The 17,310-nt window shown below is 69.2% G+C and carries 15 protein-coding genes; 7 read left to right on the top strand and 8 right to left on the bottom strand.

What is annotated here, in order from left to right:
• Positions 1-24 precede the first annotated feature (24 nt).
• The 5 genes from AB0I23_RS23555 to AB0I23_RS23535 all read right to left on the bottom strand — a co-directional run bounded on the left by AB0I23_RS23555 (position 25) and on the right by AB0I23_RS23535 (position 4,230).
• Positions 25-1,662, bottom strand: coding sequence for a multicopper oxidase family protein (locus tag AB0I23_RS23555; protein ID WP_359111978.1), 1,638 nt, complete (start codon positions 1,660-1,662; stop codon positions 25-27).
• A 62-nt stretch (positions 1,663-1,724) separates the two neighbouring features.
• Positions 1,725-2,150, bottom strand: a complete 426-nt coding sequence (locus AB0I23_RS23550; RefSeq protein ID WP_359111976.1) for a hypothetical protein — start codon at positions 2,148-2,150, stop codon at positions 1,725-1,727.
• A gap of 99 nt (positions 2,151-2,249) precedes the next feature.
• The gene (locus AB0I23_RS23545) at positions 2,250-2,675 is read right to left on the bottom strand and encodes a CBS domain-containing protein (protein ID WP_359111975.1); all 426 of its coding nucleotides are present in this window, start codon (positions 2,673-2,675) and stop codon (positions 2,250-2,252) included.
• A gap of 137 nt (positions 2,676-2,812) precedes the next feature.
• Positions 2,813-3,535, bottom strand: a complete 723-nt coding sequence (locus AB0I23_RS23540; RefSeq protein WP_359111974.1) for a DUF305 domain-containing protein — start codon at positions 3,533-3,535, stop codon at positions 2,813-2,815.
• 17 nt (positions 3,536-3,552) lie between these two features.
• Positions 3,553-4,230 carry a DUF3105 domain-containing protein gene (locus tag AB0I23_RS23535; protein ID WP_359111971.1) on the bottom strand — a complete coding sequence of 226 codons (678 nt, stop codon included), beginning with the start codon at positions 4,228-4,230 and terminating at the stop codon, positions 3,553-3,555.
• 274 nt (positions 4,231-4,504) lie between these two features.
• Here AB0I23_RS23535 and glnA point away from each other — a divergent pair, with 274 nt between their 5' ends.
• The 3 genes from glnA (at position 4,505) to AB0I23_RS23520 (ending at position 7,321) form a co-directional block, all read left to right on the top strand.
• A complete protein-coding gene (gene glnA, locus AB0I23_RS23530) occupies positions 4,505-5,866 on the top strand; it encodes a type I glutamate--ammonia ligase (RefSeq protein WP_327246729.1) in 1,362 nt (453 codons plus the stop codon).
• 219 nt (positions 5,867-6,085) lie between these two features.
• Entirely contained in the window at positions 6,086-6,298 is a 213-nt protein-coding gene (locus AB0I23_RS23525) for a hypothetical protein (RefSeq protein ID WP_359111968.1), read from the top strand.
• Between the two features lie 210 nt (positions 6,299-6,508).
• Complete coding sequence (locus AB0I23_RS23520) at positions 6,509-7,321, top strand: putative protein N(5)-glutamine methyltransferase (protein ID WP_359111967.1); 813 nt, start codon at positions 6,509-6,511, stop codon at positions 7,319-7,321.
• A gap of 493 nt (positions 7,322-7,814) precedes the next feature.
• Here AB0I23_RS23520 and AB0I23_RS23515 read toward each other — a convergent pair whose 3' ends face one another.
• Positions 7,815-8,330 (bottom strand): pyridoxamine 5'-phosphate oxidase family protein, encoded by a 516-nt coding sequence (locus tag AB0I23_RS23515; RefSeq protein WP_359111965.1) that lies wholly within the window; start codon positions 8,328-8,330, stop codon positions 7,815-7,817.
• Positions 8,331-8,468: 138 nt separating this feature from the next.
• Between AB0I23_RS23515 and AB0I23_RS23510 the strand changes: the two genes are divergently transcribed.
• Positions 8,469-11,459 carry a bifunctional [glutamine synthetase] adenylyltransferase/[glutamine synthetase]-adenylyl-L-tyrosine phosphorylase gene (locus AB0I23_RS23510; RefSeq protein WP_359111963.1) on the top strand — a complete coding sequence of 997 codons (2,991 nt, stop codon included), beginning with the start codon at positions 8,469-8,471 and terminating at the stop codon, positions 11,457-11,459.
• Between the two features lie 90 nt (positions 11,460-11,549).
• On the opposite strand, the gene AB0I23_RS23505 is transcribed toward AB0I23_RS23510, so the two are convergent.
• Together AB0I23_RS23505 and AB0I23_RS23500 are read right to left on the bottom strand one after the other, a co-directional pair.
• On the bottom strand, positions 11,550-12,485 hold the full coding sequence (locus AB0I23_RS23505) for a phosphatase PAP2 family protein (RefSeq protein WP_436846988.1): 936 nt from the start codon (positions 12,483-12,485) through the stop codon (positions 11,550-11,552).
• Between the two features lie 74 nt (positions 12,486-12,559).
• Positions 12,560-13,639 (bottom strand): LacI family DNA-binding transcriptional regulator, encoded by a 1,080-nt coding sequence (locus AB0I23_RS23500; protein ID WP_359111959.1) that lies wholly within the window; start codon positions 13,637-13,639, stop codon positions 12,560-12,562.
• A gap of 405 nt (positions 13,640-14,044) precedes the next feature.
• Here AB0I23_RS23500 and AB0I23_RS23495 point away from each other — a divergent pair, with 405 nt between their 5' ends.
• From AB0I23_RS23495 to AB0I23_RS23485, 3 genes are read left to right on the top strand one after another with little or no spacing between them, the layout of a single operon-like run.
• Positions 14,045-15,319, top strand: a complete 1,275-nt coding sequence (locus tag AB0I23_RS23495; RefSeq protein WP_359111957.1) for an extracellular solute-binding protein — start codon at positions 14,045-14,047, stop codon at positions 15,317-15,319.
• A 21-nt stretch (positions 15,320-15,340) separates the two neighbouring features.
• Positions 15,341-16,357: a carbohydrate ABC transporter permease gene (locus AB0I23_RS23490; RefSeq protein ID WP_359111956.1), complete on the top strand. Its 1,017-nt coding sequence runs from the start codon at positions 15,341-15,343 to the stop codon at positions 16,355-16,357.
• On the top strand, positions 16,354-17,232 hold the full coding sequence (locus AB0I23_RS23485; RefSeq protein ID WP_359111955.1) for a sugar ABC transporter permease: 879 nt from the start codon (positions 16,354-16,356) through the stop codon (positions 17,230-17,232). Before AB0I23_RS23490 ends, AB0I23_RS23485 begins: the two co-directional genes overlap by 4 nt.
• The last annotated feature ends 78 nt before the right edge of the window (positions 17,233-17,310 follow it).

Raw genomic sequence — 17,310 nt, 5'->3', positions numbered from 1 at the left:
CTGCCGAGGCCCGCCAGGACCGGGTCAGCGGCGGTAGCCGAGGACCGTCATCATGTTCGCGTTCGAGTGGTAGACGTTGTGGCAGTGGAGCATCCACAGCCCCGGGTTGTCCGCGTCGAACTCCACGGCCACCGACCTGTTGGGCAGGACGATCGCGGTGTCCTTGCGCGCCCCGGGAGCCCTGCCCAGCACCGAACGCGGCCCCGCACGTCCGGCGAGGGCGAACGTGTGCCCGTGCAGATGGATCGGGTGCCACATCTCCGTGATGTTGTAGAACTCCAGCCGGACCCGCTCGCCCGCCTTGACCGGATGGCGCTGATCGGGGTCGTATTTCTTGTGGTCGAAGCCCCAGTCGAACGACCTCATGCTGCCGGTCAGCTTGATCCGGATCGTCCGGTCGGGCTCGCGGGCGGCCAGCGCCACGGACTGGTCGGCCTTCAGCTCGTCGGCCGACACCAGCCGGCCGTCCAGCTCCTGCGGCCGCACGGAGGCGGTCGGCGCCGCGCCACCGCCGGTACGGAGCAGGGCCAGCGCCGACGCCTTCTTGCCCTCGGCGACCGCCGTCAGCGGGAACACGCCGTCCCCGGCGGTGACCAGCACGTCGTACCGCTCACCCATGCCCAGCAGCAGTGCGTCCGTCGTGGTGTGCCGGACCGGGAAGCCGTCCGCGTGCGTGATGGTCATCCGGTGGCCGCCGAGCGCGACGCGGAAGGGGGTGTCGCCGCCCCCGTTGATGATGCGCACCCGGATCCGGTCGCCGGGCTTCGCGGTGAACGTGGTCGGGTCCTTCGCGACGCGGCCGTTGATCAGGTAGTACGGGTAGTCGACGTCACCCGCGTCACCGCCGAGCAGGTCGCTCGTGGCGCCCCTCAGCACCCGCGAGGGCCCGGACCCGGAACCGGGCTTGTCATCGGCCCCGGAGGACCCGTGATCCATGCCCTCCATGCCGCCCATGCCGTGGTTGAGCTCGACGAGCACCGCGTCCGGCGTGGAACCCTCCACCCCGTCGAGCCAGTCGTCGAGCACGACGACCCACTCCTTGTCGTACGACAGGGGCTCCTTCGGGTTCTCGATGATCAGTGGTGCGTACAGACCGCGGTCCTGCTGGACGCCCTGGTGCGGATGGAACCAGTACGTCCCCGGCTGCGGCGCCGAGAAGCGGTACGTGAACTCCGCGCCCGGCCTGATGGCCGGCTGGGTCAGGCCGGGAACACCGTCCATGTCGTTGCGTACATGGAGGCCGTGCCAGTGCACGGTGGTCGGCTCCGGCAGGTGGTTGGCGAGGCTGACTGCCAAGGTGTCGCCCGCGGTGATCCGGACTTCCCTGCCGGGCAGCCGGTCCCCGTAGGCCCAGGAACTGAAGGTGAGGCCGCCGCCCAGATCGAGGTGGGCCGCAGTGGCGGTGAGGTTGATCTTCCGTACGGGGCCGGAGCCCCGCTTCGCCTCGACCGCCGCGACCTCCGCGTCGCCGGGGGAAATGTACTCACCCCGGCTCCTCGACGCGGGCGCCGGGCTGTGATCCATGGCGCCGTGATGCGTGGGGCCAGGGTTCGCGGCGTGCCGTTCCGGGTCCGTACCGCTGGAGCAGGCGGCCAGAACTCCCGTGCCGACCGCGGCGATTCCGGCGCCGAGCACGGCGCGACGAGTGTGTTGAGTGGGCATGGCTGGGTGCACCTCTGCTGCTGTCGGTGTGGGCTGAAGGAGGGATGCGGAGCGACCCGCTCCTATATCCGAAGCACCGACAACCGGGCGAGAGCCGTCATCTCGGGCCGGGGGCCGGACCGCACCCCACGCGACAGCGGCGCTCCGGCGCCCACGCGGAGATGCTCCGTCGGCCGGAGCGCTGTCAGCCGGCCGGCGAGCAGAGCGAGAACCCAGGCGCCCAGCACGGCGAGACAGGTCGCCATCGGGTCCATGCCGTCGCCCATCGGCGTGGGCGGGACGGAGGTGTGTTCCACCGAGGGCTCCGTCATGGAGCTCGCCGGGTGTACCCCCTGGGCTCCCCGGTCCTGCGCGTGGTCCATCGTCACCACGGCCTCGTGGCCGCCGTGCTCCGCCGGATGCCCGACGGTGTGCAGGGTGACGATCCCGAAGAGCAGCGCGGCAAACAGCAGCAACTGTCCGTACATCGCACTCCATTTCGGGCCCATGTCAGGCACCCTAACCCCGCCGGGTACGCCGCGCACGCGGGCCCGGCACCCCCCGTTGTCATGGGTGCCGGGCCCGCTGTGGCCACTGCCGCTCGCCGGTCAGGTGCGGGCGTAGACCTTCTCCGCCCAGCCCGCGATCTGCTCCTCGGAGAGGTGCTGAGCGAGGTCGGCCTCGCTGATCATGCCGATCAGCACCTTGTTCTCGACCACCGGGAGCCGACGGATCCGGTGGCTCTGCATCTCCTCCAGAACCTCGTTCACCTCGGCGTTCGCGTCGATCCAGCGCGGCGTGCCCTGGGCGAGTTCACCCGCGGTCACCTTCGACGGATCGTGGCCCATCGCCACACAGCCGATCACGATGTCCCGGTCCGTGAGGATGCCGACCATCCGGTCCTTCTCGCCGTTGGCCGAGATCGGCAGTGCGCCGACGTTGTGTTCGCGCATCATCTGGGCGGCGCGGTCGAGCGTCTCGTGCGCGGGGATCCACTGGGCCCCGGTGTGCATGATGTCCTTGGCGGTGGTCATGAGGGATTCCTCCTGGTGCCGTTGGGCACTGCGATACGACCCCGAGCGAACCCATCGTCATGGGCCCGTTCGGGGTGCGCGACCGCTCTCACCCATTCGGGTACATCTTGTTCCGTTTCGGGAACCGGTGGAATGCCTCAGGGCCTGGGCTTCGCCCCGCGCGCGGCCAGCATCTGCGCCATCGCGTCCAGCTCGGACCGCTGAGCCTCGACCATGCCGCGAGCGAGCCGCTTCTCCGCCTTCACCGTGCAGAGTTCGGCGCAGCCGCGCGCCATGGCGACGCCGCCCTTGTGGTGGTCGGTCATCAGCTGCAGGAACAGGATCTCGGCCTCTTTGCCGCTCGCCTTCCTGAGCCGGTCGAGTTCGGTCCGGGTGGCCATGCCGGGCATCAGGGCCCCGTCATGTGCGGTGAAGGCGCGGGCCGACCCGCCCGCGTCCCCCATGCCGTCCATGCCGTCCATGCCCTGATCACCGTGCGTGCCGTGTCCGTCGTGTCCACCGCGGGTCGTCATCCACGCCATCGGCTCCTGCCCGGCGGCCACCTTCGGCAGTTCCCACAGGTCCAGCCAGCCGATCAGCATGCCCCGCTGATTGGCCTGGGTATTGGCGATGTCGTACGCGAAACGGCGCACCTCCTCGTCCTGCGTACGGTCACGCACGATGAAGGACATCTCCACGGCCTGCTGATGGTGGACCGCCATGTCGCGGGCGAATCCGGCGTCGGCCGATTCCGGGCCGGGCGCCCGGACGGCCGCGGGGGCCGCTCCGGGCTGTTTCCCGTCCGCCGTGTCGTCCCGCGCGGAGGCAACGGTCGCCACCCCCGCGAGGAGCAGCGCGAGGGCGACGGCGGAACCGGCCACCCACTGTTTCGTACCGGTCACTGGGACCCCAGCCCGCCCGTGCACGCCGCACCCGGCTCCGGGGTCTGTTCCCCCTGAACGAACTTGGCGAGGAACCGGCCGACCCGCGGGTCATCGGCGCTGTCCACGGTGACCTGCTTGCCCCAGGCGCTCAGCATGATCGTGCCTGCCTGATCCTCGTACGGGCTCATCAGCGAGTACGGCGTCTTCCCGACCAGGGCCGCGAGCTCGGCCACGTCGGCGTCCGACGCCTTGTCCGTGTACGTCACCCACACCGACCCGTGCTCCAGCGAGTGCACGGCGTTCATGTCGGGGATGGCCTTTTTGTATACCTCGCCGTCGCAATTCATCCAGACGGGGCTGTGGTCACCGCCGACCGGAGGCTTCATCGGGTATGTGACCGTCTTGGTGACGTGGTTGCGGGTCAGCTTCTTCGCGTCCCACGTCCTGAGCCCCTCGATCGGCTCGGCGGCCAGCGCCTTCTTCTCCGCCGCGGACGCCGTCGCGTCCTCGGCCGCGACGGCGTCCTTCTTGTCCGCGGCCTCGGACCTGTCCAGCAGTGCGTAGGAACCGAAAGCGACCAGACCGGCGACGACAAGGGCGCTCAGCCCTATGGCCAGGGCACGGTTGCGACGATCGTGTGCACGGTCTGCGTTACGCATCTGTTCTATGCGAGTCCTGCGGTCGAAGCTCATGTCGTCTGGTCCTTTGGTCCTTCTGCGAAGGGGTGGGGAGGGACAGGAACGGGTCGGACAACCGGCGGGCACGAGGCAGTCGCGACGCCGCTCCGCCCCTGGGGCCCCTCCTTCGGAGGCCCTGCACGCCATGGCCGCCGATCGTAGTGGGTGGCCGAGTGCTCCATGTCACGTCGAGTGCGTAATCTGGGTGAAATCCCGGGTCGTGATACTGGAGTTTCTCCCCTACCCCGGGCGGTGGTGCACAGACCGTCTGAACTGCAAGGATGTGGCTATGGACAAGCAGCAGGAATTCGTCCTCAGGACACTTGAGGAGCGCGACATCCGCTTCGTGCGCCTGTGGTTCACCGATGTGCTCGGGTATCTCAAGTCCGTTGCCGTGGCCCCTGCCGAGCTGGAACAGGCATTTGACGAGGGGATCGGCTTCGACGGCTCGGCCATCGAGGGCTTCGCCCGGGTGTACGAGTCCGACATGATCGCCAAGCCGGATCCGGGCACCTTCCAGATCCTGCCGTGGCGTGCGGAGGCCCCGGGCACCGCGCGGATGTTCTGCGACATCCTGATGCCCGACGGTTCGCCGTCCTTCGCCGACCCGCGCTATGTGCTCAAGCGCATCCTTGCCAAGACATCCGACCTGGGCTTCACCTTCTACACCCACCCCGAGATCGAGTTCTTCCTGCTGAAGAACAAGCCGGTCGACGGCAGCCGCCCGACCCCCGCCGACAGTTCCGGCTACTTCGACCACACCCCGCAGAACGTCGGCATGGACTTCCGCCGCCAGGCGATCACCATGCTCGAGTCCATGGGCATCTCCGTCGAGTTCAGCCACCACGAGGGCGCCCCCGGGCAGCAGGAGATCGACCTGCGGTACGCGGACGCGCTCTCGACCGCCGACAACATCATGACCTTCCGTCTCGTCATGAAGCAGGTGGCGCTGGAGCAGGGCGTGCAGGCGACGTTCATGCCGAAGCCGTTCTCGGAGCACCCCGGCTCCGGCATGCACACCCACCTCTCCCTCTTCGAGGGCGACCGCAACGCGTTCTACGAGTCGGGCGCCGAGTACCAGCTCTCCAAGGTCGGCCGCTCCTTCATCGCGGGTCTGCTGAAGCACGCCGCGGAGATCTCCGCCGTGACGAACCAGTGGGTCAACTCGTACAAGCGCATCTGGGGAGGCTCCTCGCGCGCCGCGGGCGCCGGCGGCGAAGCCCCCTCGTACATCTGCTGGGGCCACAACAACCGTTCCGCCCTGATCCGCGTCCCGATGTACAAGCCCGGCAAGACCGGTTCGGCCCGCGTCGAGGTCCGCTCCATCGACTCCGGCGCCAACCCCTATCTGACGTACGCGGTGCTGCTCGCCGCGGGCCTCAAGGGCATCGAGGAGGGGTACGAACTCCCGGCGGGCGCCGACGACGACGTGTGGGCGCTGTCCGACGCCGAGCGCCGCGCGATGGGTATCGAGCCGCTGCCGCAGAACCTGGGCGAGGCGATCTCGCTGATGGAGAAGAGCGAACTGGTCGCCGAGACGCTCGGCGAGCACGTCTTCGACTTCTTCCTGCGCAACAAGAAGCAGGAGTGGGAGGAGTACCGCTCCGAGGTCACGGCCTTCGAGCTGAAGGCACTGCTGCCGGTGCTGTAGTACGTACGGGAGAAGGGCCGGCGGTCGCCATGACCGACCGGCCCTTCTCGCTGTCGCGGCCCCGTTGATGTCCTGGTCTCCTCGACCGCCGCCGGGCGGCTCGCTCGGATGCGCTCCTCCTGCTGCGGAAGCGAGGGCAGAACCGGCCCGGGACTCTGGACGAGGTGTGCCCTGTGGGCGACACTGCGGACAGATGGCCGGATCGGACACGGGGGTCTCATGGCAGCCGTGTTCGTGCTGCTCGGTGGGCTGCTGACGGTGATCGTCGCGCTCGTCGTCAAACTGCAGTCGCGGCGCAGGACCGAGAACTTCGAGGGCCAGGAGATCGAGCGGCAGCATCGCGAAGCGATCCGGCACACCCGCGCCAACAACACCTCGGCGGCGGTCCACGGCCGGTTCCACGACAGCGGTGGCGGCCGCCGCCGCTCCTGACCGGCGTCCACGCGTATCGCCCGGCCCCGCCCGTGGCAGGCACCGGGACTCGATTCCGGTAGTGTTGCCGTCCCCGGCACGGGGACAGACCGAGGAGGTGAGACCCATTACCGCTGTATCAGGCTGGGTGCTCACCTCTCGCGATTGCGTGGTCGGACCGGTATAGGCGGACCGCGGAGCACCCATCGGCATTCCGAAAGGCTCCGCTCCATGTCGCTTTCCTCGACACCCCTCCCTCACTCCGCCATCGTCACCAGACTTCGCGCCGCCGGCTGTGTATTCGCCGAGGACGAGGCGGAGTTGATCCTCTCCACAGCCGCGGACCCGGCTGAACTCGCGGCCATGGTCGACCGGCGGGCAGCCGGACTGCCCCTCGAACACGTCCTCGGCTGGGCCGAGTTCCGTGGTCTGCGGATCAGCGTGGACCCCGGCGTCTTCGTCCCCCGGCGCCGTACCGAATTCCTCGTCGACCAGGCCGTCGGCCTCGTCCGTCCCGCGGACGGGCCCGCCGTCGTCGTCGATCTGTGCTGCGGCTCCGGTGCGCTGGGCGCCGCGCTCGCCGCCGCCCTGGACCGGGTCGAGCTGCACTCCAGCGATGTCGAACCCGCCGCGGTGCGGTGCGCGCGCCGCAATGTCGCCGGCGTGGGGGAGGTGTACGAGGGCGACCTCTTCGAACCGCTGCCCGCCTCGCTGCGCGGCCGCGTCGGGATTCTGCTGGCCAATGTGCCGTACGTACCCAGCGAGGACGTCGAACTCCTGCCCGCGGAGGCCCGGGTCCATGAACCGAGGGTGGCGCTCGACGGTGGGGGCGACGGGCTCGACGTGCTGCGCAGAGTGACCGCCGAAGCGCCTCGGTGGCTGGCGCCGGGCGGGCATCTGCTGGTCGAGACGAGCGAACGGCAGGCGGCGCGGGCCGAGGAGACCGTCGCCCGGAGCGGGCTGATGGCGCGGGTGGTCGCCTCCGACGAGCTGTACGCGACCGTCGTCATCGGCACGAAGCCCGTTGCCGGGAACGGCAGGTAGCCGGTCCCGGGGCGCCTGAGCGGTTCTCGCTCAGGCGCCGCGTGATCCGTCGGCGCGCTTCCCCGGGGACGGCGGTGGTATGGGACCGGCGTGGCCCCGCGTCCAGATCCACCGTTCCTGGGCAGTGAGCAGGAGTGAGTCCTGGCTCACCGGCACGCCCCGAACGGTCTTGGGCGCACTGGTCCTCCGCTTTCGCGTCCCGGTCGGCGACGCATATCCCGTATGCGGTCCGTTCCGGGCGGGCGGAATCCCTACGACCCGGCCATATGGGTGTGGCCGGAGGCGACGGGGAGGCCCCGAACCATCTCGCTGGTGATACGGGGCCCCGACTGCTGACGCCACACCCGGCGTCCCGGATCGCACCGAGAACGTTACGCACACCCCGCCGGGCATGCCCGCAGCTCGTCGCGCCGTTCACCCCATCGTGTCCATGCTCGCCACAACGATGTGTCTGCCCAGCAGTTGTGAACCGTCAGCGTTCAGCTCTCAGCGCTCAGCCGAAGAGCCAGCGCGTCTGGCTGTACGGCTCGCCCTTGCCGAAACCGAAAGCCTTGCGCGGGGTCACCCCGAAGACCTCGGCACGGCCGCCCGCGGCGTTCGCGAACGCGCCCGCGTGGACCTCGAAGTGCCAGTCCGCGCCGTACTTCTCCTCCCAGAGTTCCGCCAGCCGGGTCAGCCGGGACTCGTCCGTCACCGGGACCGCCCGGCCCTCGACCACCACGTCCAAGCCCCGGGACAGCGTGTTGGTGCCGGTCGTCAGCACGACCTCCGGGTTGTCCGCCAGGTTCCGGGCCTTGCGCTCCGTCGGGCCGGTGCAGAAGTGCAGCGCGCCGTCCGTCCAGAGCCCGATCAGCGGAGTGACATGCGGGCGGCCGTCCGGGCGGACCGTGGACAGCCAGAACACCCCTGCCCGCGTCAGCACACCCACGGCTTCCGACCACGGGCGGGCGGTGGCCCTCTTGTCGCTGTACTCGTGCTGCAGTTCGGCGACGGGTTCGGGTCCGGACATGGTCGCGCCCTCCTGATACAGGTCCTGCAAGCGATCGTGCCCGCGAAGTACGGACCGCGCACCCGCTACGCATTCATCGGCACAGGGCTAGGCTCGGAATGCTGGGACGGGAACGGGCGGCGAGCAGGAGAGCATGGAATGACGACGGTGCCGGGGCGCAGAAGCAGTACGTTCACCCGACTGCTGCGGCACGGTTTCACCGACCCCGCCGCCGCCGAGCGGCTGCTCGACCTGCCCGCCCTGGCGTCCGTACGCACCGATCCGGTGCTGCTCGACGCGCTCGGGGCGACCGCCGACCCCGATCTGGCGCTGCGCGGACTCGTCCGGCTGGTGGAGGCGGAGGACGCCGACGAGCGGCAGATGCTGCTGGACACGCTCGTCTCCGCCAAGCCGCTGCGGGACCGGCTCCTCGGGGTGCTCGGGGCGTCCGAGGCGCTCGGCGACCATCTGGCCCGGCACCCCCGACACTGGCAGGCGCTCGTCACGTACGAGGCGACGGACCTGCACCCCGGCGTGGCCGAATTCGAGCACGAGCTCGGGGGCGCCCACGACCCGGACACCCTGCGCATCGCCTACCGCCGATGCCTGCTGGCCATAGCGGCCCGGGACGTGTGCGGTACGACGGACGTCGCCGAGACCGCCGCCGAACTCGCCGACCTGGCGACCGCGACCCTGCGGGCCGCGCTCGCCATCGCCCGGACGGCCGCACCCGCCGACGCCGCCCTGTGCCGGCTGGCGGTGATCGCGATGGGCAAGTGCGGCGGACACGAACTCAACTACGTCTCCGACGTCGACGTCATCTTCGTGGCGGAACCCGTCGACAGCTCGGAGGAGAGCAAGGCCGTCCAGGCCGCCACCCGACTGGCCGCGCACATGATGCGGATCTGTTCCGAGACGACCGTCGAGGGCACCATCTGGCCGGTCGACGCCAACCTCCGGCCCGAGGGCCGCAACGGACCGCTGGTACGCACGCTCTCCTCGCATGTCGCGTACTACCAGCGCTGGGCCAAGACCTGGGAGTTCCAGGCACTGCTCAAGGCCCGGCCGGTGGCCGGAGACCCCGAACTGGGTGCGGAGTACGTCGAGGCCGTCTCGCCGATGGTCTGGCAGGCAGCCGACCGGGAGAACTTCGTCGGCGACGTACAGAAGATGCGCCGCCGCGTCGTCGACAACATCCCCGCGGACCGCGTCCACCGTGAGATCAAGCTCGGGCCAGGCGGGCTGCGGGACGTCGAGTTCGCCGTCCAGCTGCTGCAGCTCGTGCACGGCCGCAGCGACGCCTCCCTGCACAGCGGCTCGACCCTCGGCGCCCTGCGGGTGCTCGCCGAAGGCGGTTACGTCGGCCGGGTGGACGCCGCGCAGTTCGACGACGCGTACCGCTTCCTGCGCGCCATGGAGCACCGCATCCAGCTCTACCGGCTGCGCCGCACCCACCTCGTGCCCGTCGACGAATCGGACCTGCGGCGGCTCGGGCGCTCCCTCGGGATGCGTACGGACCCCATCGCCGAGATCAACCAGGCGTGGAAGCGCCACGCGTCCGTGGTGCGGCGGCTGCACGAGAAACTGTTCTACCGGCCGCTGCTGGACGCCGTCGCGCAGCTCGCACCCGGCGAGACCCGGCTCAGTGCGAAGGCCGCAGGGGTCCGGCTCGAAGCGCTCGGGTACGCCGATCCGGCCGCCGCGCTCCGGCACCTGGAGGCGCTGTCGTCCGGGGTGTCCCGCAAGGCCGCGATCCAGCGGACCCTGCTGCCGGTGCTGCTCGGCTGGTTCGCGGACTCCGCCGACCCGGACGCCGGGCTCCTCGGCTTCCGCAAGGTGTCCGACGCGCTCGGCAAGACCCCCTGGTATCTGCGGCTGCTGCGCGACGAGGGCGCGGCGGCGGAGAACCTCGCCCGCGTCCTGTCGGCCGGCCGGCTCGCCCCCGACCTGCTGCTGCGGGCGCCCGAGGCGGTGGCGATCCTCGGCGACCCGCAGGGGCTGAATCCGCGCAGCCGGAATCACCTGGAGCAGGAGGTGCTGGCCGCGGTGGGGCGGGCCGACGACGCCGAGTCCGCGGTCGCGGTGGTCCGCGGTGTGCGACGGCGCGAACTGTTCCGTACGACGGCGGCCGACCTCATCGGCTCGTACGGCACGGAGGAGAACCCGGCGGAACCCGACCACGGCGCACTCGTCGACCGGGTCGGCAACGCGGTCACGGACCTGAACGCGGTCACCATCGCGGGCGCTCTGCGCGCGGCGGTACGCGAACAGTGGGGCGACACCCTTCCCACCCGGTTCGCCGTCATCGGCATGGGCCGCTTCGGCGGTCATGAACTCGGTTACGGCTCCGACGCCGACGTCCTGTTCGTGCACACACCGCGCGAGGGCGTCGACGAGCAGGAGGCGACCCGGGCCGCCAACACCGTCGTCGCCGAGGTGCGCAGACTGCTGCAGCTGCCCACCGCCGACCCACCACTGATCATCGACGCGGATCTGCGGCCGGAGGGCAAGAGCGGACCGCTGGTGCGCACCTTGAAGTCGTACGACGCGTACTACCGGCGCTGGTCGCTGGTCTGGGAGAGCCAGGCCCTGCTGCGCGCCGAACCCATGGCGGGTGACACGGAGCTCGGTCGCGACTTCATCGAACTGATCGATCCCCTGCGCTACCCGATGGAGGGGCTGGGGGAGGACGCGGTCCGCGAGATCCGCCGCCTCAAGGCCCGGATGGAATCCGAACGGATGCCGCGCGGCGCCGACCCGACGCTCCACACGAAGCTGGGGCGGGGCGGGCTGAGCGACGTCGAGTGGACGGTCCAGCTCTTGCAGATGCAGCACGGCTGGGCGGAACCGGGGCTGCGCACGACCCGCACGCGCGAGGCGCTGGCCGCGGCGTGCGCGGCGGAACTGATCTCCAGCGAGGACGCGCAGACGCTGGACGAGGCATGGGTACTGGCGACCCGGGTCCGCAACGCGGTGATGCTGGTGCGCGGACGCCCGGCGGACACCTTCCCTTCGGGGCCGCGGGAGCTGACGGCGGTCGGGCGGTACCTGGGGTACGAGCCGGGGCACGTGGGGGACATGCTGGACGACTACCGGCGGATCACGCGGCGGGCGCGCGCGGTGATGGAGGAGCGGTTCTACGGGGCGTGAGGGGGCGGGTCGAAAAGACGTCCTCACACGCCGGACGGGCTCGTACGGCCGGCACGGTCGATCCTGTCCCGTGACGGAGGACAGAAGCGTTCAGCGGCGTACCGGTGCCTCCGTGGCCGGGTGGCCCGCTCGGATCGGAGCCCCCGCGCCCAGTCCCGCCAACCGTGCCCGCCCCCGCGGCACCGGCACCCGCTTCGGGAGGTGGTGCGGCAGCGCCCCGTACCAGGCGCACGACACCGAGAAACCGAACGCCAGGCAGGTCGTACCGCCCACCGCGTCGAGCCAGAAATGGTTGGCCGTCGACACGATCACGACCAGGGTGACCGCCGGGTACAGCAGGCCCAGGATCCGCGCCCAGGGCGCCGACGCCAGCGCGAAGACGGTCAGCCCGCACCACAGCGACCAGCCGATGTGCATCGACGGCATCGCCGCGTACTGGTTCGACATGTTCTTGAAATTGCCCGAGGCCATCGAACCCCAGGTGTGGTGCACCATCACGGTGTCGATGAAGTGCCCGCCGTTCATCAGACGCGGCGGCGCGAGCGGATACAAGTAGTAACCGAGCAGTGCGACACCGGTTGTTGCGAACAGCACCAGACGCGCTGCCGCGTAACGGCCGGGATGGAAACGGAACAGCCACACCAGCACACCGATGGTGACGATGAAGTGCAGTGTCGCGTAGTAGTAGTTCATCGAGATGATCAGCCATGTCACCGAATTCACCGCGTGGTTGACCGTCTGTTCGACAGCGATCCCCAGGAACTTCTCCACCGACCAGAGCCGGTCGGCATTCGCCAGGGCCGCGGCCTTCTGCTCGGGGACAGCGTTGCGTACCAGCGAGTAGAGCCAGTAACTGACCACGATCAGCAGGACTTCGAACCAGATGCGCGGCCGACGGGGAGACCGCAGCGAGAGCAGCCTCGCCGGCCTGCCGTTCCGGTTCGCTTCGAGGGCCGCCTCGTCCACGACGGGTGACGGGGGGGCCGCCGTTCGGCCTTCCTGTGGCTTCACGCTCAATTCACCCATAGGCGTTGATTCTGTCAGATGCATCCCTTTGCCCGATCATCCTCCGGTCGGGTTCCGGCTGCACATGATGCACCCTACGAGCGCGCGTGCGACCCTGGGACCGTTCCGGAAGCGGAAGCGGAAGCGGAGGCCGGATCCGGGCCGGGACCCGCGGCAGTCGAACCTCGTACGACCAGTTCCGGCATGAAGACGAACTCGCTGTGCGGAGCCGGTGTACCACCGATCTCCTCGAGCAGGGTGCGGACCGCGGCCTGACCCATCGCCGTGACGGGCTGCCGGATCGTCGTCAGCGGCGGATCGGTGAACGCTATGAGCGGCGAATCGTCGTAGCCGACGACCGACAGGTCGCGCGGCACCTCCATCGACAGCCTTCGCGCGGCCCGGATCGCTCCGAGCGCCATCATGTCGCTCGCGCACACGACGGCTGTGCACCCGCGCTCTATCAGTGCGGAGGCGGCCGCCTGTCCGCCCTCCAGCGTGAACAGCGAGTGCTGGATCAGTTCCTCCACCTCGTCCGAGGTGAGGTGCAACTGCTCCTGCACGGTGGCGCGGAAGCCCTCGATCTTCCGGAGTACGGGAACGAAACGCTTGGGCCCGACCGCCAGACCGATCCGCTGATGGCCGAGCGACACCAGATGCGTCACCGCGAGCCGCATCGCCGCCCGGTCGTCGGGCGAGATAAAGGGTGCCTGCACCTTCGGCGAGAAGCCGTTGACGAGGACGAAGGGGACGCCCTGGGCGCGCAGTTGCTCGTACCGCTGCATGTCGGCCGAGGTGTCGGCGTGCAGCCCCGAGACGAAGATGATTCCGGAGACGCCACGGTCGACGAGCATCTCGGTGAGCTCGTCCTCGGTGGAACCGCCGGGCGTCTGCGTGGCCAGCACGGGGGTGTATCCCTGCCGGGTCAGCGCCTGGCCGATCACCTGGGCGAGCGCCGGGAAGATGGGGTTCTCCAGCTCGGGGGTGATCAGCCCGACCAGCCCCGCGCTGCGCCTGCGCAGCCGTACCGGCCGTTCGTAGCCGAGGACGTCGAGCGCGGCGAGTACGGATTCGCGGGTGGCCGCAGCGACACCGGGTTTGCCGTTCAGTACACGGCTGACCGTAGCTTCGCTGACCCCCGCCTGAGTTGCGATATCGGCAAGCCGTGCGGTCATGGAAGTGGACTGTACCGGGCGTATGTCGGATTGCCCACCATGCGCAGGAATCGGGCGACCGGCCCCGTACGGCCACGCGCGGCAACCGCGTGCGCCGGTGAGGGCCTCGTCCCGGAGCATCGTCGCAGCCAGCACTGTCGCAACATCTTGCAAGGACTTGCGAAGGCGTCCGGCCGCCCGCAATCGGATCGTCGCACCGCGGAATCGGCCGCCATTGCCCTCTCCTGTCAGGGCGGAGTGCTCCCGTCAAGAGGCTTGACGGCAACCTTGAGGACACGCGAATGTAACGATCGTCGAAGCTTGCAGAAATCTTCCGCAAGGTCTTTCGGCCTTCTTTCATCCTTGTTACGTTCACGTCGACCCGGCGCCGCGACGGAGCGGTACGGCAGTTGAAGGAGTTCACAGATGCGACGTGGCATAACGGCCACCGCCCTGGTCGCGGCCCTGGCGCTCGCGGCGACCGCCTGCGGCAGTGACGACAAGTCCGACGGCACCGGCAAGAGCTCGGGCGAGCTCTCCGGGACCGTGACGTGGTGGGACACCTCCACCGTGGGCAGCGAGGACAAGGTCTTCAAGCAGATCGCCGAGGACTTCGAGAAGAAGCACCCGAAGGTGGACGTCAAGTACGTCAACGTGCCCTTCGGTGAGGCGCAGAACAAGTTCAAGAACGCTGCCCAGTCCGGCTCCGGCGCCCCCGACGTGATCCGCTCCGAGGTCGCCTGGACCCCTGAGTTCGCGGACCTCGGCTACCTCGCCCCGCTCGACGGCACCCCCGCCCTGCAGAAGGCGGACGATTTCCTGAAGCAGGCCGCGGCCTCCACCAAGTACAACGGCAAGACGTACGCGGTGCCGCAGGTCATCGACTCCATGGGCATCTTCTACAACAAGAAGATCTTCAAGGAGGCCGGCGTCGAGGTCCCCACGACCGTGGACGAGCTGAAGACCGTCTCAAAGAAGATCAAGGACAAGACCGGCAAGACCGGCATGTACCTGCGCGGCGACGACGCGTACTGGTTCCTGTCCTTCCTGTACGGCGAGGGCGGCGACATGGTCGACGCCTCCACCAAGTCCGTCACCATCGACAACCCGGCGGGCGTCAAGGCGATGAAGGTCGTCAAGGACCTCGTCGACTCCGGTGCGGCCAAGACCGATGCCACGGACGGCTGGGAGAACATGCAGTCGTCCTTCAAGGACGGCAAGGTCGCCATGATCATCAACGGCCCGTGGGCCGTCGCCGACACCTACGCCGGCAAGGAGTTCACGGACAAGGCCAACCTGGGCGTCGCCCCGGTCCCGGCCGGCTCCGCCGCGCAGGGTGCCCCGCAGGGTGGTCACAACCTGGCCGTCTACGCGGGCTCCAAGAACCTCGACGCCTCCTACGCCTTCGTCGACTACATGACGTCCGTGGACACCCAGGCCAAGGTCACCAAGGAGCTGAACCTCCTGCCGACCCGTACCTCCGCCTACGCGAAGCAGGAGGTCGTCGACAACGAGATCGTCGGCTTCTTCAAGCCGGTCGTCGAGTCGGCCGTCGAGCGCCCGTGGATCCCGGAGACCGGCAGCCTCTTCGCGCCGCTCGTCACCGAGTACACCAAGGTCCTGACCGACCAGACCACGCCGGAGAAGGCCGCCAAGTCCACCGGTGACTCCTACCGCAAGCTCCTCAAGGGCTGGAAGTAACTCAGGAAGGCAGGCCGACTGATGGCTGTCCACACCAGCCAGTCGGTGGCGAAGGCCGCGGGCGACGACGTCGCCCGCGGCCGGAGCCGCGGTACTGGTAACCCTCCACCACCGAGCAGGTTCCGACGGGCGCTGTCGACCCACTGGTACGCCTGGACCATGGTCGCCCCGGTCGTCGTCGTGATCGGCGTGATCATCGGCTACCCGCTCGTCCGCGGCGTCTACCTGTCCCTGACCGACGCCGACGAGCGCAACGTCGCACGGTCCATCGGCGTCAACCACATGCCGGCCACCTACAAGTTCGTCGGCCTGGACAACTACGCCGACGCGCTCACGGGCAATCAGTTCCTCGGCACGCTCGGGTGGACCCTGGTGTGGACGGTCTCCTGTGTGAGCATCACCTTCACCCTCGGCATGGCCCTCGCCAACATCCTCAACCGCCGGATCGCCGGCCGCTCCGCGTACCGGATGGCGCTCATCCTGCCCTGGGCCATCCCCGGCTTCGTCTCCGTCTTCGCCTGGCGCTTCCTCTACAACAAGGACCGCGGGCTGCTCAACAAGATCCTCTCCGGCGGCGGAATCGACGCCGTACCCTGGCTGAACGACCCCACCTGGGCGAAGTTCGCCGTCATCGCCGTCAACGTCTGGCTCGGCGTGCCGTTCATGATGGTCGCCCTGCTCGGCGGACTGCAGTCGATCCCCAGCGAGCAGTACGAGGCCGCGGAGATGGACGGCGCCACCGCCTGGCAGCGGTTCCGCCACATCACGCTGCCCGGACTGCGGCCGGTCTCCACCACGGTGATCCTGCTCTCCACGATCTGGACCTTCAACATGTTCCCGGTGATCTTCCTGCTGACCCGCGGCGGACCCGGTGAGGCCACCCAGATCCTGGTCACCCAGGCGTACAAGTTCTCCTTCGAGATCAGCCCGCGCGACTTCGCGCAGTCCTCCACCTGGGGTGTGCTGATCCTCGTCCTCCTGATGCTCTTCGCCGCGGTCTACCGGCGAGTCCTCCGCACGCAGGGAGATAACTGGTGACCACCGCCCCCGCACCCACCGCGCGCCACTCGACGCGCAAGGTCCGGCTCCGCGGCGAACGCTCGCCGCTCGCCTCCGTCGGACTGCACCTCACGCTGATCGTGGCGTCCGTGATCGCCGTGTTCCCCGTGCTGTGGGTCCTGCTGACCTCGCTGAAGCCCGCCGCGTACGCGACGACGACGGACTTCTTCAAGGACACGACCTTCGAGAACTACACCGACCTGATCAAGGACACCGAGTTCCTGACCTGGTTCGGCAACTCCCTGGTCATCGCCGGACTCACCACCGTCCTCGGCGTCTTCGTCTCCGCCACCACCGGCTACGCCGTCAGCCGCTTCCGCTTCCCCGGCAAGCGCGGGCTGATGTGGACGCTGCTGATCACGCAGATGTTCCCGGTCGCCGTCCTCATCGTGCCGATCTACAACATCATGTCGGGCCTGGGACTGCTCAACCAGCCCGCCGGGCTGGTCATCACGTACCTCACCATCGCGGTGCCGTTCTGTGCCTGGATGATGAAGGGCTTCTTCGACACCATCCCGCGCGAGATCGACGAGTCGGGGCAGATCGACGGCCTCACCCCGTTCGGCACCTTCTGGCGGCTGATCCTGCCGCTCGCCAAGCCCGGCCTCGCCGTCACCGCGTTCTACTCCTTCATCACCGCATGGGGCGAGGTGGCGTACGCCTCCGCCTTCATGGTCGGCGACGAGAACCTCACGCTCGCCGGCGGGCTGCAGAAGTTCGTCAACCAGTACGGAGCCCAGTGGGGGCCGATGACCGCCGCGTCCGTGCTCATCGCGATACCCGCGGCCCTGGTCTTCCTCTTCGCCCAGCGTCACCTGGTGACCGGCATGTCCGCCGGAGCCGTCAAGGGCTGACGTACGCAGCAGCACGACCGTACGACCGCACGCACCAAGTCACGGCGGCGCCGGACCTCCGACCCGGTCCCGGCGCCG

This window comes from Streptomyces atratus (assembly GCF_040655115.1).
GTDB lineage: Bacteria > Actinomycetota > Actinomycetes > Streptomycetales > Streptomycetaceae > Streptomyces > Streptomyces atratus_D.
The sequence above is the reverse complement of the archived record's forward strand: the minus strand, read 5'-3'. Positions and strand labels throughout refer to the sequence as shown.